The sequence below is a fragment of the Streptomyces sp. NPDC055013 genome, from assembly GCF_053608645.1.
The window spans coordinates 111,370-135,970 of sequence record NZ_JBSGVW010000008.1; the positions used below are offsets into that span (position 1 = coordinate 111,370).

Consider the following 24,601-nt stretch of genomic DNA (forward strand, 5'->3'; position numbering starts at 1 on the left):
ACCGGTCGGTCACGCCCTGGTAACACCAATCAGTGACCCTGTTTGTACACCCCGTGCATCACTCACGAAGCCGCCATTCCCGAGGGGGGACCTCCACCATGCAGGCCGCGCCCGTTCGCGCCACCGCCATCCCGTCGTTCACCACTGCACTGCGTGCCGTCGAGTCGCTGCTGATGAGCAGCGGCCAGCGCACCGCCCGCCGCAACGCCTGGACGTCCGTGCTGGAGGACCGCCGTCGCGCCAAGGACCGGGTCGAGGCGCAGCGTGTTCTGGACCAGGTCACCACGGTCCGTCCCTGACCCCGCCGCGCTCCCCGTGCGCCCGGCACGGCACTGCCGTCGTCGGCGCTCCCGGGGGCACGTAGACTTCGTGGCATGGCGAGGAAGGACACGGCAGCGGACGCTGCGAACCCCGGGCGACTCAAGCAGATCGCTCTGACCTACAAGATGACCCGCAGGGCCGACAAGAAGATCGGTCTTGTACTCGCGGCTGTCGGAATCGTCACCTTCGGTGTCTTCCTCGCGATCGGTTTCTTGATCGGTCACCCCATCTATCTCGGCATCCTGGGCCTGTTGCTCGCCTTCCTCGCGTCGGCGATCGTCTTCGGGCGCCGGGCCGAGCGGGCGGCCTTCGGGCAGATGGAGGGCCAGCCGGGCGCCGCCGCGGCGGTGCTGGACAACATCGGCCGGGGCTGGAACACGACCCCCGCGGTGGCGATGAACCGCAGCCAGGACGTGGTCCACCGGGCCGTCGGCAAGGCCGGCATCGTGCTGGTCGCCGAGGGCAACCCGAACCGGGTGAAGACCCTGCTGGCCGCCGAGAAGAAGAAGATGAACCGCATCGTCGCGGACGTGCCGGTGCACGACCTGATCGTGGGCACGGGCGAGGGCCAGGTCCCGCTGAAGAAGCTGCGGACCACCATGCTGAAGCTGCCGCGCGTGCTGACCGGCCCCCAGGTGACCGCCACCAACGACCGGCTCAAGGCCATGGGCGACCTGATGAGCAACATGCCGCTGCCGAAGGGCCCGATGCCCAAGGGCATGAAGCTGCCGAAGGGCGGGCCGAAGGCCCGCTGACCTCCCTCATACGACGATGGGGGCGCCCGGATCACTCCGGGCGCCCCCATCGTCGTATGCGAAGCGTTGTATGCAAGCCCCGTATGCGGATCGCCGGGTGCGGCCCGTCCGGTCCGAGGAGTACGTTCGACTTATGCGAGGCGTACGGAGGTCAGATCCGTACCTCGACCGTGTGGGCCAGCCGGTCGTGCAGGCCACGGCCGTCGCGGTCCCAGATCAGGGCCGGAATGGCGACGCACAGCAGGGCCGTACGCAGCAGGGCGCGCAGCGGGTTGACGTTGCCGGTCTCCAGGACGACCACGCGCAGGCCGAAGAGGCGCTTGCCCGGGGTGAAGCCGACGGTGCCCACGGTCAGGACGCTCATCAGGAAGAACAGCAGCAGCGCCCAGTTGCTCGTCGCCTGACCGTAGCCATCCGTAATGAGACCGTATGCGATCAAGACGCAGATGCCCCAGTCGACGGCCAGTGCCCCGAGCCGGCGTCCCGGGCGGGCGATGGAGCCCGGTCCTTCCTCAGGAAGTCCGAGCTGCTGACCTCGGTATCCGAAGTCGACACCGGCGTCCTCGGCGGCCGCGCGGGGGCCCGAGAGCCAGGATCCGATTGCTTGCCTCTTGTCCACGCGACCACGGTACTGTGCCCGTTTTGCGATGTGGACAGGTGGGGGGAGGTCGGGGATGTCCGGTTAACGTGTGCGAAACAAATGGGTCACGCCCGAGAAATCACCCGTCCCTAGGGTCGAGGCCAGCGTGTGCCACCGCACTGGCCGCACGACCGAACTACCACCCCGGACCGACGGGTCGGGAGTAGGAGGAGCTGGATGTTCCAGAACGCCGACGAGGCCAAGAAGTTCATCGCGGACGAGGACGTCAAGTTCATCGACGTCCGGTTCTGCGACCTGCCGGGCGTGATGCAGCACTTCACGATCCCTGCCACGGCCTTCGACCCGGCCGAGGAGCTCGCGTTCGACGGCTCCTCGATCCGCGGCTTCCAGGCCATCCACGAGTCCGACATGGCGCTTCGTGCCGACCTGTCCACCGCGCGCGTCGACCCCTTCCGCCGCGACAAGACGGTCAACATCAACTTCTTCATCCACGACCCGATCACGGGCGAGCAGTACTCCCGTGACCCGCGGAACGTGGCGAAGAAGGCGGAGGCCTACCTCGCCTCCACCGGTATCGCCGACACCGCGTACTTCGGCCCCGAGGCCGAGTTCTACGTCTTCGACAGCGTGCGCTTCAAGACCGCCGAGAACGAGGCGTACTACCACATCGACTCCGAGGCGGGTGCCTGGAACACGGGCGCGCTGGAGGACAACCGCGGTTACAAGGTCCGCTACAAGGGCGGTTACTTCCCGGCCCCGCCGGTCGACCACTTCGCCGACCTGCGCGCGGAGATCTCCCTGGAGCTGGCCGCCTCCGGCCTCCAGGTCGAGCGCCAGCACCACGAGGTCGGCACCGCCGGCCAGGCCGAGATCAACTACAAGTTCAACACCCTGCTCGCGGCCGCCGACGACCTGCAGCTCTTCAAGTACATCGTGAAGAACGTCGCCTGGCGCAACGGCAAGACCGCGACCTTCATGCCGAAGCCGATCTTCGGTGACAACGGCTCGGGCATGCACGTGCACCAGTCGCTGTGGACGGGCGGCCAGCCGCTCTTCTACGACGAGGCCGGCTACGCGGGCCTGTCGGACACGGCCCGCTACTACATCGGCGGCATCCTCAAGCACGCCCCGTCGCTGCTCGCCTTCACCAACCCGACGGTGAACTCGTACCACCGTCTGGTGCCGGGCTTCGAGGCCCCGATCAACCTGGTGTACTCGCAGCGCAACCGCTCCGCCGCGATGCGTATCCCGATCACGGGCTCCAACCCGAAGGCCAAGCGCGTCGAGTTCCGCGCGCCCGACTCCTCCGGCAACCCGTACCTGGCGTTCTCGGCCCTGCTCCTCGCGGGTCTGGACGGCATCAAGAACAAGATCGAGCCGGCCGAGCCGATCGACAAGGACCTCTACGAGCTGGCTCCCGAGGAGCACGCAGGCGTCGCCCAGGTCCCGACCTCCCTCCCGGCCGTCCTCGACCGCCTCGAGGCCGACCACGAGTTCCTCCTCCAGGGCGACGTCTTCACGCCGGACCTGATCGAGACGTGGATCGACTACAAGCGCGCGAACGAGATCGCCCCGCTGCAGCTGCGTCCGCACCCGCACGAGTTCGAGATGTACTTCGACGTGTGATCGACGCCTGATTCAGGCACCGAGGCATAGCGCCCGCGCCCCCGCTGTTGCACTGACAGCGGGGGCGCGGGCGTTTGTTCTATTCTTCCTCTGCCGATGGACGACACGGGGGTGGACGGGATGCCGGAGCGGCACGAACACGACGATCAAGAACGCGAGTTCGACCTGAAGTGGGCGGACAACGCCGAGCACAAGGAGCCCTCGGCGCGGGCCCGTATGCTCGCCGCGCGCTGGAAGGAGAACCCGCCCGGGCCGGTGCCGTTCCGGGGTGAGCCCGATCATGTGGCACGGCGGCAGCGCAGGTCGGGATTGGTGTCCACGGCGATCGTGCTGGGCTGCGTCGCCGGAGTGATCGTGCTGCTGGGCTACATCAACTTCCGCGCGGGCTACTAGGTCCTCCGCCGGTCCCGCGCTCGCCTGACCTTTGCCGGCCCTGGGGCCGATCACGACCCGTTCATGGGCGTCACCGGGTGCACACTGGGCAGTGGGACGAGTGCCTGAGTGCGCGGGGTGATGCGAGATGCAGAGCCGGTTCCGGAGTGATCGGCGGTTGACCGCCCGTATGGGGCTCACGCTGTTTCTGCTCGGGTTGTTGTACGTGGCGTTCGTCGTCGCGTTGATCTTTCTGCTGAAGTCCTGGGTGCTCGTCGTGGTCGTGGCGGCGGCGCTGCTGGGGGCGCAGTACTGGTTCTCCGACCGGGTCGCGCTGTTCGCGATGCGGGGGCGGGTCGTGGAGCGGGAGGAGTATCCCGAGCTGCACGGGGTCGTCGACCGGCTGTGCGCCATCGCCGACATGCCCAAGCCCGTGGTCGCCGTGTCGGAGATGGACATGCCGAACGCGTTCGCCACCGGGCGAAATGCCGATCATGCCGTGGTCTGTGTGACCACGGGCCTGCTGCGGCGGCTGGAGCCGGACGAGCTGGAAGGTGTGCTCGCGCACGAGCTGTCGCACGTGGCGCACAAGGACGTCGCCGTGATCACGGTCGCCTCGTTCCTGGGCGTGATCGCGGGGCTGATCGTACGGTTCGCCTTCTACTCGCAGTTGTTCGACGGCGGGCGCCGGGATCAGAACACCGCCGTGATCTTCGCCGCCGTGATGGGCGTGTCCGCGGCCGTGTACGCGCTCAGCTTCGTGCTGATCCGGGCCCTGTCCCGGTACCGGGAGCTGGCCGCCGACCGGGCCGCGGCGCTGCTCACCGGGCGGCCCTCGGCGCTGGCCTCCGCGCTCACCAAGGTCTCCGGCGACATCGCCCGCATCCCGACCAAGGACCTGCGGACGGCACAGGCCTTCAACGCCTTCTACTTCACGCCGGCCCTGGGCCGCGAGCCCGGCATCGCCCGCCTGTTCTCGACCCACCCGAGCCTGGAGCAGCGGCTCGACCAGCTGGGGCGGATCTCCGCAGAGCTGGGTGAGGCGGCGGCTCCCGGAGGGGCGTGAGCATGGGGCTGCTGGACATTCTGCTGGGCCGTACGAAGCCGGTCGAGCCCGATCTCGACCAGCTCTTCGGGCTGCCGTCGGCGGCGATCACACTGGAGGCGGCGGCCGGGTTCCGGCCGACCGGGAGCGGGGCGGTGTGCTTCGCCACGGTCGAGGGCGCGGTCTTCGAGCAGACGCACCGCGAGGTGCAGGCGCTGCTGGACGCGGACGCCGAGCGCGAGGGCCGGCCGGTGCAGCTGACGCGGGACGGCTACGGCTACTCGTGGCTGGTCTCCCGGCGTGCTCCCGAGCAGCTGCCGGAGCTGGTCAACGACCTGCACGCGGTGAACAGCGCGATGGAGGTCAACGGCTTCGGCCCGCAGCTGCTGTGCTCGCTGGCGGGGTTCGAGGACGACAAGGGCCGCAGGCTCGCGCTCGTCTATCTCTACAAGCGCGGCACCTTCTACCCCTTCGCGCCGCTGCCCGGCGCGGCGGAGCGGCGCGACAACCCGCTGGAGCTGAGGGTCAAGGCCGCGCTGGCGGGCGACCTGCGGATCGAGCAGGACCTGAACCGCTGGTTCCCGGTGTGGGGTGCCCCCGGCCTGTGACCGGGGAGCACCCTCGACCTCGGGTCACCACCACAGGTGGTCTCACTTGCTCTTCTCGCGCTCCTGACGGCGGGACTCCAGGGGGCGCTCGCGGCGGTAGCGGCGCTCCCACTTGGCCTGCATGTCGCGCCGGTCGCGGTAGGAGCGGTAGTCCGCGGGCATGGAGCCCCCAGAGGGCCCTCCGCCGGCCCCTCCCCCGGGCCTGCCGCTCGGCGCGGAGAGGCTCCGGCCGTACTGGAGGTAGAGGAAGAGCACAGCGACCGCGGCCAGCCAGTAGACGTGGTTTCCGAATCCAAGGATCACCAGGACGACGGTCCCGGACATGACGATGGTGCCCATCACGGGCCTCCGTGAACGTGGGTCGGTACTGAGCGGTGCGTGAATGTCCCCGGCGGGGCGTCGCTGGGGGATGGCGACCGTCCGTCGGTGCGTAGAGAGTAGCCCCGAGTCCGCAGGGTGACGCCCGCCCTGCGAAAAGCGGCGTGAACTGCTCCGTTACGCATGTCCAGGGTAGGGAGGCGGTCACGCGGCGTGCATCTCCTTTTCTAGGGGCCCGAGTTCGGCCGGTGGCCACTGTGAGTGAATGGGGCACATGACCGAGCTCCTCTCCTTCACACACACCCACGACGGCGAACTGCTCAGCGGCGTGTACGGCGGTGCCGCCGGCGGTGCGGAAGCGGCCACCGCCGTCCTGCTGCACGGCGCGGGCATCGGCAACAAGGAACGGCTGCTCCCGCTGCTCGCCGAGTTCGTGTCCCGCGGCTGCCACGGGCTCGCCCTCGACTTCTCGGGGCACGGTGAAAGCAGCGGTGAACTGAGGGAGTTGAGCCTGCGAAGGCGTTTCGAGCAAGCGGTCTCCGTGATCGACGCGCGTGTCCCGGCGGACGGTCCGCTGATCCTCGTCGGGTTCAGCATGAGCGGACAGACGGTGACAGACCTCGTCGCGCACTACGGGAAGCGCGTGGCGGCGATCGGGCTGTGCGCGCCCGCCGTGTACGCCCAGGAGGCCTGGGATGTGCCGTTCGGCGAGGGGAACGGACGGTTCAGCGAGATCATCCGTCGGCCGGACGGCTGGCGCGGGGCGCCCGCACTCGATGTTCTGCGGGCGTACGAGGGCCGGGCGGTGCTCGCGGTGCCGGGGACGGACGCGATCATCCCGCCGGAGGTGACGGAGGCCGTCCAGGACGCGCTGGCCGCGCACGCCCAGTTCACACGGTTCGAGGTGCCGGGCTCGGAACACATGCTGGGGATGTGGTTCCAGGAACATGCAGAGGACCGGCGGGAGTTCGTGACGGCGGTGGTGACCGGCCTGGGCGACCGGGGGTGGACGGCCACCCGGTCGTGGCTGGCCAAGCAGGTGCCGCAGGGGCGGACGGTCGCCGACACCTCCTTCGCGAAGGGCGGCTGGAGCTCGCAGATGCGACGGCTCACCCTCGACGACGGCTCCGCGCTCGCGCTGCGTGCGTTCGTGAAGCCCTTCTTCCGCAGGCACGCGCCGGGGCTGCTGACCCGTGAGGCGTCGGTCCTGACCCTGCTCGCCGCTCAGGATGGCGTCCCCGCACCCGAGTTGATCGCGGTCGACGCCACGGCCGAGCACTGCGACCACCCCTCGCTGCTGATGTCGCACCTGCCGGGCCGGGTGCGGGTGGACGACGAGGACCTGGACCGGCGCCTGGACCTGCTGGCGGCCCAACTCGCCGCGATCCACCAGGTCGTACCGGACGAGCGCCCGCGGCCGTACCAGGCGTGGACATCGGCGGAGCGGGTGCGGACGCCGTCGGGAGGGCTGTGGGAGCGGGCCGTGGAGGTGATCCGGCAGGAGCCTCCGGCGTATGAAGGGTGCTTCCTGCACCGGGACTTCCACCCGGGGAACGTGCTCTTCCGGGGTACGGGTGAGGACTGCCGGATCAGCGGGGTCGTCGACTGGGTGGAGACCTCGTGGGGGCCCGCCGACCTCGACGTCGCCCACTGCTCGACCGCGCTCGCGCTGCTCCACGGACCGGAGCACGGCCTCGGCTTCCGGGACCGCTACGAGGCGCACGGCGGACGACGGCTCGCCGACGGGGAGGACCACCTGTACTGGCGGCTGATCGACGCCCTCGCCTACGCCCCCGACGCGGCGAAACTCGCCGGCCCCTGGCGTGAGCTGGGGCGGACCGAGCTGACGCCGGAGGTGCTGGGTGAGCGGCTGACGGCGTACGTGGAAGGGGTTCTGGAGTCGTACGGCTGACGGCGCCGCCCGAGCCGTACGGCGGTGCTCAGACCCCGGGCGCCGCCCTGACTACCCCGGCGCCGACGGCGGCGCCCAGGGCCGTGTGGTCCCTGAGTGTCTGGTTCGCGTAGGCCAGGGCGAAGTCGGTGATCGCGCGGTCGAAGGTGCCGGCGCTGCCGAGGTAGCCGGCGATGGCGATGCGGTCGCCGGAGCGGGCGTGGGCGCGGGCGAGGGTGGTGCCGCACAGGCGGGCGTAGGCGAGCAGGTCCTCCGGGCTCATGCCGGCGACGTCCGTGGAGCCCTTCATGTCGCGTAGCTGGCGCCAGTAGAAGGCACGGCCCTGCGGCCCCGACATCCAGCCGAGGAAGACGTCGCCGGCCGCCTGCATCAGACGCTGGCCAGCGACGACGCGATGGCCGGGGTGGACGTAGGGCCCGCTGGGCAGATGTTCCTCCAGGACGGACGGCCGCGCCTCCTTGATCTGGAGGAACAGCGGGTCGTCGGTGTCCCGGCCGGCGAGCAGCACGATGAAGCAGCGCAGTCCGACGCTGCCGACGCCGACGACCTTGCGGGCCGCGTCCATGAAGCGGTAGCGGTCGAGGAGCAGGCGGCGCTCCTCGGAGAGGGTCGAGCGGTAGTCGCTGAAGATCTTGCGCAGTGCGGCCATGTCGGAAGTGCCCGCGCGTTCGAGGAGCGGCGGGTCGTCGATGATGCGCCGACGTCCGTCGACGATCTCGGTCAGCCTGTCGAAGCCGCGCATGCTGGTGCGGCGGCGGGCGCGGCCGAGGCTGGCCTCGACTCGGCGGCGGTCGCGGGTGGAGCGGACCAGGGGCAGGAGCTGCCGGCCGTCGATGCGTGTGTGCCAGACGGCGAGCTCGCCGAGCTGGGCCAGCCGCCGGATCGTGGTGCGGTACGCGGTCACGGCCTCCAGGGCCGCGCGGCCGGCCTTGGCGTCCGGGTGGCCGATCTCGCGGGCGGCCACGGCGACCGAGGTGGCGAGCCGTTTCACGTCCCACTCGAACGGGCCGCAGAACGTCTCGTCGAAGTCGTTCAGGTCGAACAGCAGGGAGCGTTCCGGTGAGGCGTACAGGCCGAAGTTGAGCAGGTGGGCGTCGCCGCACAGCTGCACGGTGAGGCCGGTGTGCGGGGCGGCGGCGAGGTCGGCCGCCATCACGGCGGCGGCGCCGCGCAGGAAGGCGAACGGCGAGGCCGTCATCCGGCCGTACCTGATCGGCAGCAGCTCCGGCAGCCGGTCGCGGCCCTGGCGTTCCAGTACGGCGACGGGGTCGGGCCGGTCGACGGAGGGGACCCAGGAGGCGTGGGCGGAGCGGGACAGGTGCTTTCGGGCGGCCTTGCCGCGGCGGGCCCGCTCGGCCGGCGTCATGGGGGTCGTCACGAGGACGCGTTTCTGTCCACGGCCGTCCCGTGCACCGGCCGCCGTATGCCACGCCTGCCCATCGCACCTCCCGCTGCCGCCGCACACTCGGGCGAAGTCCGCCACCCGGTCCGTCCCCCGGCTCTTCAGCCGGTCACCCGGTTCGTCACCCTCCTGATCGCAGTGAAGGCGGGGGCGGGGGTGTGTGCATGCCGGGTACGGCAATCGGGTGACGCGGGCGCATCCCGGGCGGTCGGGCGGGCCCGGGGGCATGACCGGTGCGAGGGCCGTTGTCAGTGGGGTCCGGGAAGATGCAGTCACTGGCTGTGTGACGGCATGACGGGTGGAGGCCGGGATGGGTGACGGGCTGCGGTACATCGGGGTGGCGGAGCGGCGGGCCCGGCTGGGGTTGCGGCATCGGCTGGCCGGGGCGGCCCGGGCCGGGCGCCCGGAGGACGTCGCCGAGTCCCTGGTCGCGCTGCACGGCACCGATCCGGCGACCGTGTACCTGGCCGTGGGGGCACGGCTGGCGGAGCCCGGGAAGACCGTCGCGGAGACCGAGCGGGCGCTGTACGAGGAGCGGGCGCTGGTCCGGATGCACGGCATGCGGCACACCGTGTTCGTGTTCCCCACCGGACTGACGGCCGTCGTGCACGCCTCGACCGGCCTCGCGGTGGCCGCCCGGGAGCGGGCCACGCTGGTCAAGCACATGGCCGCGGCGGGGGCGCCGGACGCGGCCTGGCTCGCGGAGGTCGAGGAGTCGGCGCTCGCCGCGCTGGCCCGGCGCGGGCAGGCGACGGCGGCCGAACTCGCCCAGGACGAGCCGCGGTTGCGCGAGCAGTTCGTGTACGGGGCCGGGAAGAGCTACGAGGGCGTGCACACCGTTTCGACGCGGCTGCTGCGGGTGCTGGGCGTCGAGGGGAAGGTCGTGCGGGGGCGGCCGCTGGGCTCCTGGACGTCCTCGCAGTTCCGGTGGGCACTGGCACCCGAGCATCCCGAGCTGGACGTGGCCGGCGCACAGGCGGAGCTGGTCCGGCGCTGGCTGGCGGCGTGCGGACCCGCGACGGAGGCCGACCTGAAGTGGTGGACAGGGTGGCGGGTCACCGAGGTGCGCCGGGCGCTCGCGGCGATCGGGGCGCAGGCCGTGGCCCTGGACGAGGGGACGGGGTACGTCCTCGACGGCGACGACGGTCCGGTGGCCGGGCCCGCGGAGCCGTGGGCGGCGTTGCTGCCGGGGCTCGACCCCACGGCGATGGGGTGGCAGCGGCGGGAGTGGTATCTGGCGCCGGAGCTGTGGCCGTCGCTGTTCGACCGGAGCGGCAATGTGGGGCCGACGGTGTGGTGGAACGGACGGGTGGTGGGCGGGTGGGCCCAGCGCCGGGACGGGGAGATCGTCTGGCGGTTGCTGGAGGATCCGGGGGGTGCCGAGCGGCAGGCGGTGGAGGCCGCGGTCGCCATGGAGGCGGAGGCGTTGCGGGGATGGGTGGGGGCGGCCCGCGTGACGCCTCGGTTTCGGACGCCGCTGGAGCGGGAGTTGTCCGCGTAAGGGATGGTGCCGGATCGTTCCGGGCTCTCCGGGTGCCCTCGACGTCGAGGGCACCCGGCTGCGCCGACTACCGCGAGTACCTCATGAGCGCCCGCACCATGTGGCACGTCGTGTCCGACGGGGGGTGGACGCCGATCGTCTGCGCGGTGCTTCGGATCGTCTCGTTGCGGGCCTGGTTCGGCATGAGGACGCCCGAGTCGAGCAGGGCGATCGCCAGGCGCAGGGCCTTGAGGCGGCGGTTGTGGGTGACGTACCACTCGCGCGGACGGCCCGGCGGCAGCGGCCGCTTCTCCAAGGGCGCGTACGGCAGGTCCAGCAGGACCGGGTGCTTGGCGGTGGACTGGGTGGGCTTCGCCTTCAGTGCGGCAGCGGGCACAGGCATCCTCCTGTCGCGGTGGAGCGCCGGCGGTTCCCGGCGACGCTCTCGAACACTGACTCCAGTTTAGTACCTGGCACTGACAATCAGGGGGTGCCAGACGTCCATGAAATCCCCTGGTCAGCAATGAAATTGGCGTCATGTCACGCCGGGTTCGGGAGGTGTGCGTGAGACGCCGGAAAATTCGAACACGGATGACTCGGGATACGGTGAGCGGCATGGAGATCTGGATCAATCCGGCCTGTTCAAAGTGCCGTAGCGCCCTCACGTTGCTCGACGCCGAGGGGGCCGACTACACCGTCCGCCGCTATCTGGAGGACGTGCCCGGCGAGGACGAGATCCGGGAGGTGCTCGATCGGCTGGGACTGGAGCCGTGGGACATCACGCGGACCCAGGAGGCCGTCGCCAAGGAGCTCGGGGTCAAGGAGTGGGCGCGGGACGCCGACTCCCGGGAGCGGTGGGTCAAGGCCCTGGCCGAGCATCCGAAGCTGATCCAGCGGCCGATCATCACCGCGGAGGACGGTACGGCCGTTGTCGCGCGCACCGATGACGCCGTGCGGGACGCGCTGTCCCGGGAGGGCTGACGGGTGAACTGACGGGCCATCAGGCGAGGTGTGACGTAGGTTACTTGGGCCAACTCCCGTGACCACTGAGTAACTTCGTTCGGCATCTCGTACATAGCGACGTACGCTCCCCTAGCTCTTCAGGAGGCGCGCATGTCGCGTAGGAGAACTCTCAATACGAAGAAGAAGCTCGCGCTGTTGGTGAGTGCGGCAACGGTGGCGGGAGGCGGCGCCTTCGTCATGGCGAGCACCTCGAACGCCTCGCAGACGCCGACCGTCAAGTCCGCCGCGGAGTCGACCGTCTGTCAGGGGCTCGCCACCGCGCTCGGCAACAACGAGCGGTTCATCGAGGGACAACGGGCCAATCCGGACGCGCAGTCCGAGGCGCGGATCGCCAACCGTGAGGCGGTCATCGCGCAGATCAAGGTCCAGCAGGAGGCGTCCGGGTGTGGGGTTGGGGAGTCGGCTCAGGACTCCCAGGCTTCGCAGCCGGCGCCGAGCGCTCCCGCGGAGGGTGCCGGTGAAGCAGGTGCCGGTGACGCAGGTGCCGGTGACGCAGGTGCGGGTGACGCAGGTGCCGGCGACGCAGGTGCCGGGGATGCCGGGAACGCGGGTGCCGGCGAGGCCGGCAACGCGGGGGACGGCGGCGGTGCCGCGGCCTCGGGGCAGCAGGTCTGCAACGGGTCGACCGTCACGCTCTCCGGCGAGGGCGGGGCGCCGGCCGCGTCCAGCAGCCAGTTCCCGGCCGGTACGAAGCTGAAGGTCACCAACCTGGACAACAACAAGTCCACGACGGTGGAGGTCACCTCGGTCTCCGGCAGCTGTGCGCTGCTCAACAACGCGGCCTTCGAGCAGGTGCGTGAGCCCGGCAAGTTCCTCATTCGCCGAGCGCTGATCGAGAAGGTGGGGTGAAGCCTCGGTAGTCACCTCGTAGGTGACGGGGGTCCCCCCGCTCGAGCGCATTTCGAGAGTGGGGGAGGGTCCTGCTGCTCGCGGCCACGAGCGGCAGGGCCCTCGTGCGTGTGCCTGCAGGTGCTTCGTTCACTCCCATCGCATACGAGTCGGCCGTGTGCTCCGTCCAGGCTGCGCCGGATGCCGCGGATGGGCGCTCACAGCGTGAAACGGGCCACACCAACACCAGGTAACACGGGGTTCACATTCGAGCAATGGCCGGGAAATCGCCTGTTGACAAGCTCCTGTAGCGCGGCGCCTCAGTGCCGCAGCGCCGCAGCGCCCGCAATACGCGCCTAGACCCACCCCCGAAGGATGTGGCCCGTGACCTTCAAGGCTGAGTACATCTGGATCGACGGCACCGAGCCGACGGCCAAGCTCCGTTCGAAGACCAAGATCCTGGCCGACGACGCCAAGGGTGCCGAGCTGCCGATCTGGGGCTTCGACGGGTCCTCCACGAACCAGGCCGAGGGGCACGCCTCGGACTGCGTGCTCAAGCCGGTCTTCACCTGCCCGGACCCGATCCGCGGCGGTGACGACGTCCTCGTCCTGTGCGAGGTCCTGAACATCGACATGACGCCGCACGCCAGCAACACGCGTGCCGCGCTCGTCGAGGTCGCCGAGAAGTTCGCCGCCCAGGAGCCGATCTTCGGCATCGAGCAGGAGTACACGTTCTTCCAGGACGGCTACCCGCTCGGCTTTCCCAAGGGTGGCTTCCCGGCCCCGCAGGGCGGCTACTACTGCGGTGTCGGCGCCGACGAGATCTTCGGCCGTGACGTCGTCGAGGCGCACCTGGAGAACTGCCTCGCCGCGGGCCTGGGCATCTCCGGCATCAACGCCGAGGTCATGCCCGGCCAGTGGGAGTTCCAGGTCGGCCCGCTGGCCCCGCTCGTGGTGTCGGACCAGCTGTGGGTGGCCCGCTGGCTGCTCTACCGCACCGCCGAGGACTTCGGTGTCGCCGCGACGCTGGACCCGAAGCCGGTGAAGGGCGACTGGAACGGTGCCGGTGCGCACACCAACTTCTCCACCAAGGCGATGCGCGAGGGCTACGACGCGATCATCACCGCGTGCGAGTCGCTCGGTGAGGGCTCCAAGCCGCTCGACCACGTCAAGAACTACGGCGCCGGCATCGACGACCGCCTGACCGGTCTGCACGAGACCGCCCCGTGGAACGAGTACTCCTACGGTGTGTCGAACCGCGGCGCCTCGGTTCGTATCCCGTGGCAGGTCGAGAAGGACGGCAAGGGGTACATCGAGGACCGGCGTCCCAACGCCAACGTCGACCCGTACGTCGTGACCCGTCTGCTCGTCGACACCTGCTGTGCCGCGCTGGAGAAGGCCGGACAGGTCTGATCGTGCCCAGTAGTTCCCGAAGGGGCGCCCGCCGGGACGGTGGGCGCCCCTTCGCGTCTGATGAGACGAGGGTCCCGCCGGGGGCGAGTGTCTGCTTCAATGGGGCCATGGCCAGCTTCCAGAAGTACTCCGCGACGGGTCGCCATGACCTCGAGCCCTTCTGGCCTTCCCGTCAGCACCACGACTTCGACCGGGTGTGTTGCCGCGCGGTGAACGCGCGGGCCCTGTAAAGCCGTAACCTTCCGGCCTTCGGCCAGCGCGAAACGACGTACGTCTTCCCAGCGGACCTCTCGCGCGAAAGAGCTGACCTCTCATGGCGACCACTCGTTCTCTGTCCAACGCCGCCACCCTCGCCTCCCCGAACGGTTCGCGGCATCATCTGCGTGCCGTGGACCGGGACGAGGTGATCGACGTCGCGGACCTGCTGCCGCCGGGCGCCACCTGGCTGCCCGCTCCCCCGCACTCCCTGCCCACGCTTCCGGGCCAGCCGCCGATGATCGGCTACCTGGTGCTCGTCCCGGCCGACCAGCAGCCGCCGGTCGCGCCCGTCCCCGACACCGGCGGGGACCCGCTCGTCACCGTCGACGCCGTACGGCGTACCGCCGCGGTCGACGGGCAGGAACTCGACCTCACCTACCTGGAGTTCGAGCTGCTCGCCCATCTGGTGGCCAACCCCCACCGGGTGCACACCCGCGACCAGCTGGTCACCACGGTGTGGGGATACGGGCACGTGGGCGACGGCCGTACCGTCGACGTCCACATCGCCCGGCTGCGCCGCAAGCTGGGCGCCGAGCACCGGGACACCATCCGCACGGTGCGGCGGGTGGGGTACAAGTACACCCCGCCGGTCGGGCGCTGAGCCGTCGCGGCCGCCTCCCCTGATCTTCTGCTGACGGCAGAGTCCTGTTCCGTCCCGCGCCCGTACCGTGCAGAGTCGGCCGTATGAGGCTTCTGATGCTGGGTGGTACGGAGTTCGCGGGGCGGGCCGTCGTGGAGGCGGCCGTGGGGCGCGGCTGGGACGTGACCGTCTTCCACCGGGGGCGGCACGAGCCGCCGACCGGGGTGCGGTCGCTGCACGGTGACCGCACCGCGCCCGACGGGCTCGCCGCCCTCGCCGATGCGGAGGGCGAGTGGGACGTCGTCGTGGACACCTGGTCGGCCGCGCCGCGTGCCGTGCGGGACACGGCGCGGCTGCTGCGGGGCCGCGCCGGGCGGTATGTGTACGTGTCGAGCTGCTCGGTGTACGCGTGGGCCCCGCCCGCGGGCTACGGCGAGGACGCGCCGCTGGTCGAGGGTGCCGAGGCCGGTGCCGAACACACCGACTACCTGCGGGACAAGCGGGGCGGGGAGCTGGCCGTCGTCGAGGAGTTCGGCGCGGACCGTTCGGTGCTGGTACGGGCTGGGCTGCTCATCGGCCCGTACGAGAACGTCGGCAGGCTGCCGTGGTGGCTGACCCGGATGGCCCGTGGCGGGCCCGTACTGGCGCCGGGGCCGCGCGACCTGCCGCTCCAGTATGCCGACGTCCGTGATCTCGCGGACTGGATCCTGGGGGCGGCGGAACAGGAGTTGAGCGGACCGTACAACCTGATGAGCCCGCAGGGGCACGCCACCATGGGCACGTTCCTCGACGCGTGTGCGGCTGTGGTGGGCGGGACGGCGGAGCTGCGGTGGACCGAGCCCGAGGTGATCCTCGACGCGGGCATCGAGCCGTGGACGGAGTTGCCGGTGTGGGTGCCGCCGGGCACGGACATGCACGACGCGCTGCACGCCGCCGACGTGTCCCGGGCGGTCGCGACGGGACTGCGGTGCCGGCCGGTCGAGGAGACCGTCGCCGACACCTGGGCCTGGCTCCAGGACATCGGCGGCACGGCACCCCGGCGGACGGACCGGACGGCGAAAGGGCTCGACCCGGAGGTGGAGGCCAAGGTCCTCGCGGGCGGGGGTGTATCTGGCACCACCCCCTGACCGGGACCCCGGCCCAGTGACCCGCGCCGCCGGCTGGGTGAGACTGACGCCATGACCTACGACACGAAGAGCGGCACCGACGGCGACCGGCGAACACGGGCGCGGGGCATGGGACTCGCGGCCGTACGGGGGCTGGCGCTGGCCTTGGTCTCGCTGCCGGGCGCCGTCGTGTGCTTCGTCCTGTCCCTCGTGTCCATCGCGCTCATCCCCATCGGCGTCGGCATCGTCACGACACCCTGGGTGCTGACGGGGGTACGGGCGTTCGCCGACTGGCGGCGGGTCCTCGCGGCCGAGTGGGGCGGGGTGCGGATTGCGCCGGCGTACCGGCCGCTGGCGAAGGACGCCAACCCGTGGGCCCGCACCTTCGGGATGCTGGGCGACCCGGCGACCTGGCGGGACTTGCGCTGGCTGCCGGTGGACATGACGGCCGGATTCGTGACCGCGCTGCTGCCGGCCGTGCTGGTGCTCTACCCGCTGGAGGGCTTCGCGCTGGCGGCCGGGCTGTGGCGGACCATGACGGGCGGGCCGTACGGCGAGTACGGGCCGTACTGGTACGGCTTCGTCCCGGTCAGCGACCAGACGTCCGCGCTGGGTGCGGGCGCCCTGGGTGCAGTCCTGCTCGTCGTCGCCCACCGGTACGCCGTGCCCGCATTCCAGCTCCACTTCCGCCTCACCCATGCCGTCCTCGCCTCCAATCAGGGCCAACTTGCCGAGCGCGTAAGGGTGTTGACCGAAACCCGGCAGGACGCCGTGGACACCTCCGCCGCCGAGCTGCGCCGTATCGAACGGGATCTGCACGACGGGGCGCAGGCGCGGCTGGTGGCCATGGGTATGGACCTCGGGACCATCGAGATGCTGGTCGACAAGGACCCGGAGAAGGCCAAGCAGCTCGTCGCGCAGGCCCGCCGGTCCTCCGTCGACGCGCTCGACGAGCTGCGCGACCTCGTGCGCGGCATCCACCCGCCCGTGCTCGCCGAGCGCGGACTGGGCGACGCCGTACGGGCGTTGGCGCTGCGGCTGCCGGTCGCCTCCGAGGTGAACGTGGAGCTGTCCGGGCGGGCGGAGGCGCCGGTGGAGTCGGCGGCCTACTTCGCGGTCAGCGAGGTGCTCACCAACGCCGTCAAGCACGCGGACGCCGACCGGATCTGGATCGACCTGCACCACACCGACGGCATGCTGCGCATCACCGTCACCGACAACGGCAAGGGCGGCGCGGTGATCGGGACCGGTTCCGGGCTCGCCGGAATCGAGCGGCGACTGGGTACATTCGACGGCGTCCTGGCCGTCAGCAGCCCCGCGGGCGGTCCCACCATGGTCACCATGGAGATCCCTTGCGCGTTGTCCTAGCCGAAGACCTGTTCCTGCTGCGCGACGGCCTGGTCCGGCTTCTGGAGGCCTACGACTTCGAGATAGCGGCAGCTGTGGAGACGGGGCCCGAGCTGGCCCGCGCGCTGGCCGAGCTGGAGCCGGACGTCGCCGTCGTCGACGTCCGCCTGCCGCCGACGAACACCGACGAGGGGCTGCAGTGCGCGCTGGAGGCCCGCCGGAGGAAGCCCGGCCTGCCGGTGCTGGTTCTCTCGCAGCATGTGGAGCAGCTGTACGCGCGGGAGTTGCTCGCCGACGGCAGCGGCGGGGTGGGGTATCTGCTGAAGGACCGGGTCTTCGACGCGGACCAGTTCGTGGACGCCGTACGGCGGGTCGCGGCGGGCGGCACGGCGATGGACCCGCAGGTGATCCAGCAGCTGCTGTCCCGGCGGGCGGCCGACGACCAGCCGCTGGCGCGGCTCACACCCCGGGAGACGGAGGTGCTGGAGCTGATGGCTCAGGGGCGGACGAACGCGGGGATCGCCGAGCGGCTGGTCGTCACGGAACGGGCGATCGCCAAGCACACCGCCAATATCTTCGCCAAACTGGGCCTGGAGGTGTCGGACGACGACAACCGTCGCGTGCTGGCGGTTCTCGCGTATCTCGACCACGGCCGGTGAAAACGGACTCGCCCATTCACCCGCCGTACGGGATCAACAACTCCTGGTATTTCAGAGGCGGTTGAGCACACAGCGTTCTCACGAATCTCTCAACAATTTCCGGGACGGCTGAACACCCCTGGGACGACCTCCGTATCAAAGGGAGCCGCTTCACTCCTGTCGGGCGCCCTCGATGCCCCCGAAAAAGGAAGTCAGAGGAGTTCCATGGGACGCAACACAAGAAAACGCCGTACGCCGCTGGCCACCAAGGCCATTGCCGCATCGGCAGCCCTAGCGCTCGGTGGGGGCGGGCTTGTATGGGCCAATTTCTACGCTTCGGCGCATGAGGACAACTCTGGGTGGAACCAGACGAAGTCCTCGAACGCCCGGGTCGCGACGATCAACTGCCCTGATGTCGGCCAGAAGCTGACAAAGGTGCCGCGGAGCGCGCGCAGGGGCGTCGCCAAGGAGCTGGCGCTGCTGGACAGGCAGGTCACGGATGCCTACAAGCGTCTCGCCGAGACGCGGCAGGCCCAGGCGGGGGACGCCAACTACGTCAACAACGCCATCCTCGGCCCGCTGAAGTCCAAGCGCGTGGCCACGCTCGACCGGATCGGTATCAACATCAACCGGGCCGGCGGCAAGCGACCGCAGAACCTGGGCCAGTTCGCTCAGTGCCAGGGCGTCCCGGCCGAACAGCCCGAGACCAACGACGGCCAGCAGGGCGGGGACCAGAACCAGGACGGTCAGGACCAGAACAACGACGGTCAGGACCAGAACCAGGACGGTCAGAACAACGACGGCCAGGACCAGGGCGGCCAGGACGGCGGCGGACAGGACCAGGGCGGCAACGGCGGTCAGGCCGGCAACGGCCCGTCGGCGGACGACTTCGTCGACATCACGCAGGTTCAGGGCAACGCCCAGCTGGGCGTCGGCGCGAACGGCCTCCCCGCGAACGGGGACAGCGGTTCGACCGGCAGCTTCACCACGAACTGCGGCACCAACGAGAACGAGAACCGCAACTCGGACAACGTGATCGTCGCTCCCGGTGTCAGCAACGGTGCGCAGCACCAGCACGACTACGTCGGCAACCAGGCCAACAACGCTTTCGCGAGCGACCAGGACCTGGCGAACGGCGACACCACCTGCCAGAACCAGGGTGACAAGTCGTCGTACTTCTGGCCGGTGCTGCGTATTCAGGACGGTCAGGACGACATCGACGCGGACGCCCCCGGTGGCGGTCAGGACGGCAACGTCGGCACGATCGTCGAGCCCAGCGAGGCACAGCTGAAGTTCGTCGGCAACAAGACGAGCGATGTCGTCGGAATGCCGCAGGCCCTGCGCATCATCACCGGTGACGCCAAGTCCTTCGTGAACGGCAACGCCAACGCCAACGCGAACTGGAGCTGCACCGGCTTCGAGGACCAGGTCCAGCTGGAAGACAAGCTCCCGATCTGCCCCGAGGGCAGCTCCGTGGTGCGGACGTCCAACTTCCAGAGCTGCTGGGACGGTCAGAACATCGACAGCGCCAACCACCGCACGCACGTGGCGTTCGTCCAGGGCGACGGCACCTGCGCCAACGGTTTCCAGGCGATCCCCCAGCTCCAGGTCCGCCTGGTCTACGACGTTCAGGCCCCGCAGATCCAGAACGGACAGGTCCAGAACGCCTTCGCGGTGGACTCCTTCCCGGACCAGCTGCACAAGGCGATCACCGACCACAACGACTTCATCAACTTCTTCGACGAGAACACGATGAACGAGATGGTCGACTGCATCAACAGCGGCCAGAACTGCCAGTAGCAGTCCTGAACCGGTAGCGAAAGCCGGCGGTGGGAATTCCCACCGCCGGCTTTCGTCCGTCCGGGTCCGCGCGGTCAGCTGTGGTGGCCGCCCTTGTTGTGACTGCCACCGGGGTTCATGTGCGCGGAACCCTCCTCCATGGTCCCGCCCAGCTTGCTCTGCAGCGTCGTGACCGTGTTCTCCTGGCCCACGGCGACCCACTTGCGGCCGACGAGGTAGTAGCCGCCGTAGTCCTTCGCGCCGCTCAGCCACTCGGCCTGGCCGCGGTCCGTGGCGAAGGTGGCGAGGATGTACTTCTCCTTGCCGCTCTTGCAGATGGCCTGGCGGAGCTCGTCCGCGTCGGTCTGCATGTTCGGGTCGCACTTCGCCATGGCCGCCAGATGCTCCAGGCTGCCGGTCGCCGTCTTCGGCACCTCGGCCTCCTTGTCGCCGCCGGAGCCACAGCCGGCCAGCGCGAGCACCGCCACCGCGCCGGTCAGCGCGAGCATCGGTCGGGTCAATGTCATCGGTTCCTCCGGTCCATGCCGCACAGAGCCCCGACGGGGGCCCTCGTCTCCCATACGGCTGTGGTGTGCGATGCGCTCAAATCAGAGGCTCTCACGGGCACGGGTGTGCGAGTGTGACTCAGTGGACAAGGACTGGGAAGACCGCGTGACCGCCGCATGGGCGACCTTCGACAGCTACCCCGAGGAGGAGGCGGCCGGCTTCCGCGCCGTCATCGACGCCCTCGTCACCGAGTTGCCCGACGACAGCCCGCTGGGCCCCTTCGAGCAGGCGTGCGCCTGGGACTCGACGGGTCACTCGGACAAGGCGGTGCCGCTGTACCGGGAGGCTCTCGCGGCCGGGCTGAGCGGCTACAAGGGCCGGCGCGCCAAGATCCAGCTGTCCAGCTCGCTGCGGAACGTCGGACAGGCCGAGGAGGGCGTCAAGCTGCTGACGCCCGAGCTGGACGCCCCGTCCGACGAACTGGACGACGCGGTACGGGCGACGCTGGCGCTGTGCCTGTCGAGCCTCGGACGTGATCGCGAGGGCCTGTCCCTCGTACTGGGCGCCCTCGCCCCCCATCTGCCGCGCTACCAGCGCTCGATGGGGAACTACGCCCGCGCCCTGCTGGAGTCCGACGACTGAGCCGGCACGGCATCGCGCCGGGCGGGGTCGCGCGGCGGTGACCAACCGCCGATTCGCTCGTTCTGCTGAACGTGCAGTCACAGGATGTCGCCCCGCGCCCCGCACCCGCCCCGGCCGAGCCGGTCGTCGACGTCGAGCGGGCCGAGGCCGCGCTCGTCGAGCACTATCCGAGGCTCGTCCGACTCGCCTACCTGGTGCTGCCGCCCAGCCTCGGCCGCAACCGGCGCGTGGTGACCGCGCACTCCCTCACCCAGCGCGCGCTGCCCCGCGGCCGGACGGCGGCGACGCCCGCGATCCCGGCCCAGTCGACGGGCCGCGACAGCGACCCCGGATACGCCTTCCTGCGGCTCCGGGTCCTGCGTACGGCGCTGGAGGCGGGCCTGCCGCTGCGGCGCCCGGCCTGGCCCAAGCGCTCCCAGCTGCCACCCCTGCTGCCCCAGGTCTGGGGCCTGCGCCTCTTCCCCCGGTCGGGCGGCGCCGACGAGCTCGCCCTGGACCAGCAGCTGTCGGCGCTGTCCGGCCCGGCGCGGGCCGCCTACGTCCTGCGCGGGCTGGAGAAACTCGCGGACGGCGAGGTGCGCGACGTCCTGACGGCGGCCGGCGTCGAGGACGTGGACGACGCACTGGAGGAGGCCGACACCGTCCCGGCGCAGGCCGCGCTGCTCGAATCCCCCGAGTTCGACCCCTGCTCCCTCCAGGCCCGGCCCACCGACCTGATGCGGCGCAGGCAGCACACTAAGGCCGCGCTCGCCGCCGGGGCCGCCCTCCTCGTGTGCGGGGCGCTGCTCGGCCTGCCCGGCGAGGGCTGGGGCCCCGACGGCCCCGCCGCCCCGTCGTACGCGCAGAACCCGGCGGCCGAGGCCGCCCTCGACCCGGCCCAGCTGACGAAGGTCCCGCCGCTGGCCTGGCAGTCCGCCGCCCGCACCGACTTCTCGGTGTGGCCCGCGCGCGGTGACCTCACCGGCGACTCGGCCCTGCTGCGCCGCGCCCTCGCCGTCTGGGCCCGCCCCGGTGAGAAGGTCACGGTCTCCGCGACGCCCGGCACCCCGTCGGGCGGCCCGGCCGGGGCACCGCAGCTGCTGTACGCGGGGACCGTCGACACCGCGCGCGTGGTGATCCTCTACGACGGTCTGCGCATCGCCCGCTACGCCGAGCCGACGGACGGCACGGCCGGTGCCGCCCTGGACTTCTCCCGCGTCGACAACGCGACCAGGGCGGAGACGAGCGCGGTGGTGCTGAGCCGGGCCGACGGCAACGTCCGCTATCTGATGGCGCCCTGGGTGAAGCGCGCGGCCGAGCGGGACCTGCTGAAGCCGGGGGCGGGAGCGATGGACCTCACCGTGACCGAGGGGGTCACCTCGCCGATGGCGAGCCCCACCACCCAGCAGACCGGCACGTGCTCCTCGTGGAACGCCCTGCAGGTGACCGACAGCGCCGGCACCCGGCTGCTGACCGACCTCGCAGAACTGGTCCCGGCCCGTCTGACCACCGGCCGCCCCGGGGAGTCCAAGGACGTGACCGGCGCGCAGGCCCTGCACACCTGGGCGCCGTACTCCTGCTGGCTGGGCGCGCTGCGCTCCGCGGGGGTGCGGACGGTCAACGCCTGGTCGTTCGCGCAGCAGACGCTTCCCGACGGAACCGGCACGGCGGACTGGGTGTGCACGCGCGCCGAGACCTGGCGGGGCGGCGGGGAGCGGGTGCTGGCCCAGTTCCGGACGCCGGGCACGCCGCAGGCGGCCGTGGTGGCGAAGGCCCAGAACGTGCCGGCGTGCGGACAGCGCGACCCGCATGTGCTGGCCGGTGTGTTGTGGAAGGCGCAGGCGGGCAGCTGGTATCTGCTGGCGGCCGGTACCCGGGACACGGAGTCGATCCGGGCCACCGGCGGGGTCCGCGGCAACGCCGAGGGCAGCCAACTGGCCGTGCGGACCAAGCAGGGCGCGCAGGCCGAGTTGAAGGGCACGCTGGAGAGCGGGCGCTCGATCAACGGGCTTCAGTGAGATCCCGGTGAGACGACCCCGGCGAGATCCGCCTTGCTGACAGAAATGTAAATAGGGCCTTGCACAAGGGTTCACCACGGCCCTACCCGTCAGTACATTGACGCCATGTCTAACACGCAGGACCGGATACCCCTCAAAGCCCGCAAGGTGTCCTTCTCCTGGGACGCCACCCCGCTGCACTGGGTGCCCGGCGATCCGTTCACCACGCACACCATCAACGTGCTGCATCTGCTCCTGCCCGCCGGCGAGCGGTGGTTCGTGCACGTCTACAAGCAGGTGCTGCCGTACATCCGGGACGAGCGGCTTCGCGAGGACGTCATCGGGTTCATCGGGCAGGAGGCCATGCACTCGCAGGCCCATGACGAGGTGCTGCCGCATCTGCGGGAGCAGGGGCTCGACCCGACGCCGTACACCGCGCAGGTCGACTGGTTCTTCGAGAAGCTGCTCGGCGACCGCACGCTGCCGCCGGGCCGTGCGCGCCGCTGGTGGCTGATGGAGCGGGTGGCGATCATCGCGGCCATCGAGCACTACACCGCGTTCCTCGGCGACTGGGTGCTCAACGCCGAGGAGCTGGACCGCAGGGGCGCCGACCCGACCATGCTGGACCTGCTGCGCTGGCACGGTGCCGAGGAGGTCGAGCACCGGTCGGTGGCGTTCGACCTGTTCATGCACGTCGACGGGGGCTACCGGCGGCGGGTGCGGACCTGGGCGACGGCGTTCACCGCGCTCGTCTTCCTGTGGCAGCGCGGGTCGCGCTTCTTCATGGAGAACGACCCGACGCTGATGGACGGCCGCGCGAGCTTCAAGGACTTCTACGTCCGGGGCAGGCGGGGCACGCTCCCCTCGACCGGGGACATGCTCAGGTCCATCCCCCGCTATCTGAGCCGGACCTACCACCCCTCCCAGGAGGGCTCCACCGAGCAGGCCGTCGCCTATCTGGCCTCCTCCCCCGCCGCATTGGCCGCCGAGACCGCCGAGAAGTCCGCGAAGGGTGCCGCCTGATGCCGAAGCTCCGTACCCTCGCCGCCGTCGCCGGTGCCGCCCTGCTGGCCCGGCGGGCGATGCGGCGCCGGATCCAGGTCTCGCCGCTGTGGCCGATGCCCGCCCTGGAGGAGCCGACCTCCGGGCGGCCCCGGTCGCGGGCGCTGCGCCTGCTGGTGACCTCGCACGAAGAGGTCGCCGACGGGGTCGTGCAACTACGTCTGGAGGGGCACGACTTGCCGCGCTGGGAGCCCGGCGCGCATCTCGACGTCGTGCTGCCGTCGGGGCTCGTGCGGCAGTACTCGCTGTGCGGCGACCCCGAGGACACCTCGTCGTACACGGTGGCGACCAGGCTGGTCCCGGGCGGGCGGGGCGGCTCGCGCGAGGTGCACGAGCAGGTGCGGGAGGGGACGGAGCTGGAGGTGCGGGGGCCGCGGAACCGGTTCCCGCTGGTGACGGCCCCGTCGTATGTGTTCGTCGCGGGCGGCATCGGGATCACGCCGATCCTGCCGATGCTGCGGACGCTGCCCGACGGTGTCGAGTGGCGGCTGCTGTACTGCGGACGCGACCGTGCCTCGATGCCGTTCCTGGAGGAGGTCGAGAAGCTGGGCGGCGGTGACGGGGTGACCGTCGTGGAGGGCATCCCGGATCTCGGCGCGCTCCTCGCGGACCTGCCCGACGGGGCCGCCGTCTACTGCTGTGGTCCGGAGGGGCTGATGGCCGCCGTGGAGGAGCGGTACCCGGGTGTCCACCTGGAGCGGTTCGCGCCCCGCTCCTCGGCGGGCGGTGCCTTCGAAGTCGAACTCCGGCGCAGCAAGCGGACGTTGACCGTCCCTGCCGACTCGACCGTGCTGGCCGCCGTACGCGCGCAGTTGCCCGACACCGCCTACTCCTGCGAACAGGGCTTCTGCGGGACCTGCCAACAGCGGGTGCTGGAGGGTGAGGTGGACCACCGGGACGAGCTGCTGACCGACGCGGAGCGGTCCGACTCCATGCTGATCTGTGTGTCGCGGGCGCGTGGTGATCGGCTCGTACTGGATCTGTGAACGCCGACGATCGGTC

General features: G+C 70.7%; 25 protein-coding genes. 20 read left to right on the plus strand and 5 right to left on the minus strand.

Annotated features, from left to right (window positions below; translation table 11 throughout):
* Positions 1-98: 98 nt before the first annotated feature.
* Both ACWGDB_RS13025 and ACWGDB_RS13030 read left to right on the plus strand, forming a co-directional pair.
* Positions 99-299 (plus strand): SCO2195 family GlnR-regulated protein, encoded by a 201-nt coding sequence (locus ACWGDB_RS13025; protein ID WP_328882127.1) that lies wholly within the window; start codon positions 99-101, stop codon positions 297-299.
* Between the two features lie 75 nt (positions 300-374).
* Positions 375-1,076 (plus strand): DUF4191 domain-containing protein, encoded by a 702-nt coding sequence (locus ACWGDB_RS13030; protein WP_453822476.1) that lies wholly within the window; start codon positions 375-377, stop codon positions 1,074-1,076.
* A gap of 151 nt (positions 1,077-1,227) precedes the next feature.
* Here ACWGDB_RS13030 and ACWGDB_RS13035 read toward each other — a convergent pair whose 3' ends face one another.
* Complete coding sequence (locus ACWGDB_RS13035) at positions 1,228-1,695, minus strand: RDD family protein (protein ID WP_453822477.1); 468 nt, start codon at positions 1,693-1,695, stop codon at positions 1,228-1,230.
* 198 nt (positions 1,696-1,893) lie between these two features.
* Between ACWGDB_RS13035 and glnA the strand changes: the two genes are divergently transcribed.
* From glnA to pspAB, 4 genes are all read left to right on the plus strand, one after another.
* A complete protein-coding gene (gene glnA, locus ACWGDB_RS13040) occupies positions 1,894-3,303 on the plus strand; it encodes a type I glutamate--ammonia ligase (protein ID WP_125528402.1) in 1,410 nt (469 codons plus the stop codon).
* A gap of 120 nt (positions 3,304-3,423) precedes the next feature.
* Positions 3,424-3,696, plus strand: coding sequence for an SCO2583/SCO2584 N-terminal domain-containing protein (locus tag ACWGDB_RS13045; protein ID WP_453822609.1), 273 nt, complete (start codon positions 3,424-3,426; stop codon positions 3,694-3,696).
* Between the two features lie 127 nt (positions 3,697-3,823).
* On the plus strand, positions 3,824-4,741 hold the full coding sequence (gene htpX / locus ACWGDB_RS13050) for a zinc metalloprotease HtpX (RefSeq protein WP_453822478.1): 918 nt from the start codon (positions 3,824-3,826) through the stop codon (positions 4,739-4,741).
* Positions 4,742-4,743: 2 nt separating this feature from the next.
* On the plus strand, positions 4,744-5,328 hold the full coding sequence (gene pspAB / locus ACWGDB_RS13055) for a PspA-associated protein PspAB (RefSeq protein WP_453822479.1): 585 nt from the start codon (positions 4,744-4,746) through the stop codon (positions 5,326-5,328).
* Between the two features lie 42 nt (positions 5,329-5,370).
* Here pspAB and ACWGDB_RS13060 read toward each other — a convergent pair whose 3' ends face one another.
* Positions 5,371-5,667: a hypothetical protein gene (locus ACWGDB_RS13060; protein ID WP_427841391.1), complete on the minus strand. Its 297-nt coding sequence runs from the start codon at positions 5,665-5,667 to the stop codon at positions 5,371-5,373.
* A gap of 253 nt (positions 5,668-5,920) precedes the next feature.
* On the opposite strand from ACWGDB_RS13060, the gene ACWGDB_RS13065 reads away from it, so the two are divergent.
* Positions 5,921-7,558, plus strand: coding sequence for an alpha/beta fold hydrolase (locus tag ACWGDB_RS13065; protein ID WP_453822480.1), 1,638 nt, complete (start codon positions 5,921-5,923; stop codon positions 7,556-7,558).
* Between the two features lie 28 nt (positions 7,559-7,586).
* Here ACWGDB_RS13065 and ACWGDB_RS13070 read toward each other — a convergent pair whose 3' ends face one another.
* Positions 7,587-8,924: a DUF2252 domain-containing protein gene (locus tag ACWGDB_RS13070; RefSeq protein ID WP_453822610.1), complete on the minus strand. Its 1,338-nt coding sequence runs from the start codon at positions 8,922-8,924 to the stop codon at positions 7,587-7,589.
* 346 nt (positions 8,925-9,270) lie between these two features.
* Between ACWGDB_RS13070 and ACWGDB_RS13075 the strand changes: the two genes are divergently transcribed.
* Positions 9,271-10,461 carry a winged helix DNA-binding domain-containing protein gene (locus tag ACWGDB_RS13075; RefSeq protein ID WP_453822481.1) on the plus strand — a complete coding sequence of 397 codons (1,191 nt, stop codon included), beginning with the start codon at positions 9,271-9,273 and terminating at the stop codon, positions 10,459-10,461.
* 67 nt (positions 10,462-10,528) lie between these two features.
* Here ACWGDB_RS13075 and ACWGDB_RS13080 read toward each other — a convergent pair whose 3' ends face one another.
* Complete coding sequence (locus ACWGDB_RS13080; protein ID WP_383596274.1) at positions 10,529-10,837, minus strand: hypothetical protein; 309 nt, start codon at positions 10,835-10,837, stop codon at positions 10,529-10,531.
* 218 nt (positions 10,838-11,055) lie between these two features.
* Here ACWGDB_RS13080 and ACWGDB_RS13085 point away from each other — a divergent pair, with 218 nt between their 5' ends.
* The 8 genes from ACWGDB_RS13085 to ACWGDB_RS13120 all read left to right on the plus strand — a co-directional run bounded on the left by ACWGDB_RS13085 (position 11,056) and on the right by ACWGDB_RS13120 (position 19,433).
* Complete coding sequence (locus tag ACWGDB_RS13085) at positions 11,056-11,421, plus strand: ArsC/Spx/MgsR family protein (protein WP_453822482.1); 366 nt, start codon at positions 11,056-11,058, stop codon at positions 11,419-11,421.
* 132 nt (positions 11,422-11,553) lie between these two features.
* Entirely contained in the window at positions 11,554-12,312 is a 759-nt protein-coding gene (locus ACWGDB_RS13090; RefSeq protein WP_453822483.1) for a hypothetical protein, read from the plus strand.
* A gap of 363 nt (positions 12,313-12,675) precedes the next feature.
* Positions 12,676-13,704 (plus strand): glutamine synthetase, encoded by a 1,029-nt coding sequence (glnII, locus tag ACWGDB_RS13095; protein ID WP_453822484.1) that lies wholly within the window; start codon positions 12,676-12,678, stop codon positions 13,702-13,704.
* Between the two features lie 313 nt (positions 13,705-14,017).
* Positions 14,018-14,563: a winged helix-turn-helix domain-containing protein gene (locus ACWGDB_RS13100; protein ID WP_453822485.1), complete on the plus strand. Its 546-nt coding sequence runs from the start codon at positions 14,018-14,020 to the stop codon at positions 14,561-14,563.
* Between the two features lie 83 nt (positions 14,564-14,646).
* On the plus strand, positions 14,647-15,669 hold the full coding sequence (locus tag ACWGDB_RS13105; protein ID WP_453822486.1) for an SDR family oxidoreductase: 1,023 nt from the start codon (positions 14,647-14,649) through the stop codon (positions 15,667-15,669).
* A 51-nt stretch (positions 15,670-15,720) separates the two neighbouring features.
* Complete coding sequence (locus ACWGDB_RS13110) at positions 15,721-17,016, plus strand: sensor histidine kinase (protein WP_453822487.1); 1,296 nt, start codon at positions 15,721-15,723, stop codon at positions 17,014-17,016.
* On the plus strand, positions 17,001-17,654 hold the full coding sequence (locus tag ACWGDB_RS13115; protein ID WP_453822488.1) for a LuxR C-terminal-related transcriptional regulator: 654 nt from the start codon (positions 17,001-17,003) through the stop codon (positions 17,652-17,654). The genes ACWGDB_RS13110 and ACWGDB_RS13115 overlap by 16 nt, the downstream gene beginning before the upstream one ends.
* A 204-nt stretch (positions 17,655-17,858) precedes the next feature.
* Positions 17,859-19,433, plus strand: coding sequence for a DUF1996 domain-containing protein (locus ACWGDB_RS13120; protein WP_453822489.1), 1,575 nt, complete (start codon positions 17,859-17,861; stop codon positions 19,431-19,433).
* A gap of 74 nt (positions 19,434-19,507) precedes the next feature.
* Here the strand turns inward: ACWGDB_RS13120 and ACWGDB_RS13125 are convergent, their stop codons facing one another.
* Complete coding sequence (locus tag ACWGDB_RS13125; RefSeq protein ID WP_453822490.1) at positions 19,508-19,939, minus strand: hypothetical protein; 432 nt, start codon at positions 19,937-19,939, stop codon at positions 19,508-19,510.
* Positions 19,940-20,009: 70 nt separating this feature from the next.
* On the opposite strand from ACWGDB_RS13125, the gene ACWGDB_RS13130 reads away from it, so the two are divergent.
* The 4 genes from ACWGDB_RS13130 to ACWGDB_RS13145 all read left to right on the plus strand — a co-directional run bounded on the left by ACWGDB_RS13130 (position 20,010) and on the right by ACWGDB_RS13145 (position 24,585).
* Positions 20,010-20,561, plus strand: coding sequence for a tetratricopeptide repeat protein (locus ACWGDB_RS13130; RefSeq protein ID WP_453822491.1), 552 nt, complete (start codon positions 20,010-20,012; stop codon positions 20,559-20,561).
* A gap of 71 nt (positions 20,562-20,632) precedes the next feature.
* Entirely contained in the window at positions 20,633-22,558 is a 1,926-nt protein-coding gene (locus ACWGDB_RS13135; RefSeq protein WP_453822492.1) for a hypothetical protein, read from the plus strand.
* A 105-nt stretch (positions 22,559-22,663) separates the two neighbouring features.
* Complete coding sequence (locus ACWGDB_RS13140) at positions 22,664-23,560, plus strand: metal-dependent hydrolase (protein ID WP_383624020.1); 897 nt, start codon at positions 22,664-22,666, stop codon at positions 23,558-23,560.
* Entirely contained in the window at positions 23,560-24,585 is a 1,026-nt protein-coding gene (locus ACWGDB_RS13145) for a PDR/VanB family oxidoreductase (RefSeq protein ID WP_453822493.1), read from the plus strand. Before ACWGDB_RS13140 ends, ACWGDB_RS13145 begins: the two co-directional genes overlap by 1 nt.
* The last annotated feature ends 16 nt before the right edge of the window (positions 24,586-24,601 follow it).

Bases quoted from the DNA above. Each gene is read 5' to 3' on its own strand.
- ACWGDB_RS13025 (WP_328882127.1), top strand. From the start codon at position 99: ATGCAGGCCGCGCCCGTTCGCGCCACCGCCATCCCGTCGTTCACCACT.
- ACWGDB_RS13030 (WP_453822476.1), top strand. From the start codon at position 375: ATGGCGAGGAAGGACACGGCAGCGGACGCTGCGAACCCCGGGCGACTC.
- glnA (WP_125528402.1), top strand. From the start codon at position 1,894: ATGTTCCAGAACGCCGACGAGGCCAAGAAGTTCATCGCGGACGAGGAC.
- ACWGDB_RS13045 (WP_453822609.1), top strand. From the start codon at position 3,424: ATGCCGGAGCGGCACGAACACGACGATCAAGAACGCGAGTTCGACCTG.
- htpX (WP_453822478.1), top strand. From the start codon at position 3,824: ATGCAGAGCCGGTTCCGGAGTGATCGGCGGTTGACCGCCCGTATGGGG.
- pspAB (WP_453822479.1), top strand. From the start codon at position 4,744: ATGGGGCTGCTGGACATTCTGCTGGGCCGTACGAAGCCGGTCGAGCCC.
- ACWGDB_RS13060 (WP_427841391.1), bottom strand. From the start codon at position 5,667: ATGGGCACCATCGTCATGTCCGGGACCGTCGTCCTGGTGATCCTTGGA.
- ACWGDB_RS13065 (WP_453822480.1), top strand. From the start codon at position 5,921: ATGACCGAGCTCCTCTCCTTCACACACACCCACGACGGCGAACTGCTC.
- ACWGDB_RS13070 (WP_453822610.1), bottom strand. From the start codon at position 8,924: ATGACGCCGGCCGAGCGGGCCCGCCGCGGCAAGGCCGCCCGAAAGCAC.
- ACWGDB_RS13075 (WP_453822481.1), top strand. From the start codon at position 9,271: ATGGGTGACGGGCTGCGGTACATCGGGGTGGCGGAGCGGCGGGCCCGG.
- ACWGDB_RS13085 (WP_453822482.1), top strand. From the start codon at position 11,056: ATGGAGATCTGGATCAATCCGGCCTGTTCAAAGTGCCGTAGCGCCCTC.
- ACWGDB_RS13090 (WP_453822483.1), top strand. From the start codon at position 11,554: ATGTCGCGTAGGAGAACTCTCAATACGAAGAAGAAGCTCGCGCTGTTG.
- ACWGDB_RS13100 (WP_453822485.1), top strand. From the start codon at position 14,018: ATGGCGACCACTCGTTCTCTGTCCAACGCCGCCACCCTCGCCTCCCCG.
- ACWGDB_RS13105 (WP_453822486.1), top strand. From the start codon at position 14,647: ATGAGGCTTCTGATGCTGGGTGGTACGGAGTTCGCGGGGCGGGCCGTC.
- ACWGDB_RS13110 (WP_453822487.1), top strand. From the start codon at position 15,721: ATGACCTACGACACGAAGAGCGGCACCGACGGCGACCGGCGAACACGG.
- ACWGDB_RS13120 (WP_453822489.1), top strand. From the start codon at position 17,859: ATGGGACGCAACACAAGAAAACGCCGTACGCCGCTGGCCACCAAGGCC.
- ACWGDB_RS13125 (WP_453822490.1), bottom strand. From the start codon at position 19,939: ATGACATTGACCCGACCGATGCTCGCGCTGACCGGCGCGGTGGCGGTG.
- ACWGDB_RS13130 (WP_453822491.1), top strand. From the start codon at position 20,010: ATGCGCTCAAATCAGAGGCTCTCACGGGCACGGGTGTGCGAGTGTGAC.
- ACWGDB_RS13140 (WP_383624020.1), top strand. From the start codon at position 22,664: ATGTCTAACACGCAGGACCGGATACCCCTCAAAGCCCGCAAGGTGTCC.
- ACWGDB_RS13145 (WP_453822493.1), top strand. From the start codon at position 23,560: ATGCCGAAGCTCCGTACCCTCGCCGCCGTCGCCGGTGCCGCCCTGCTG.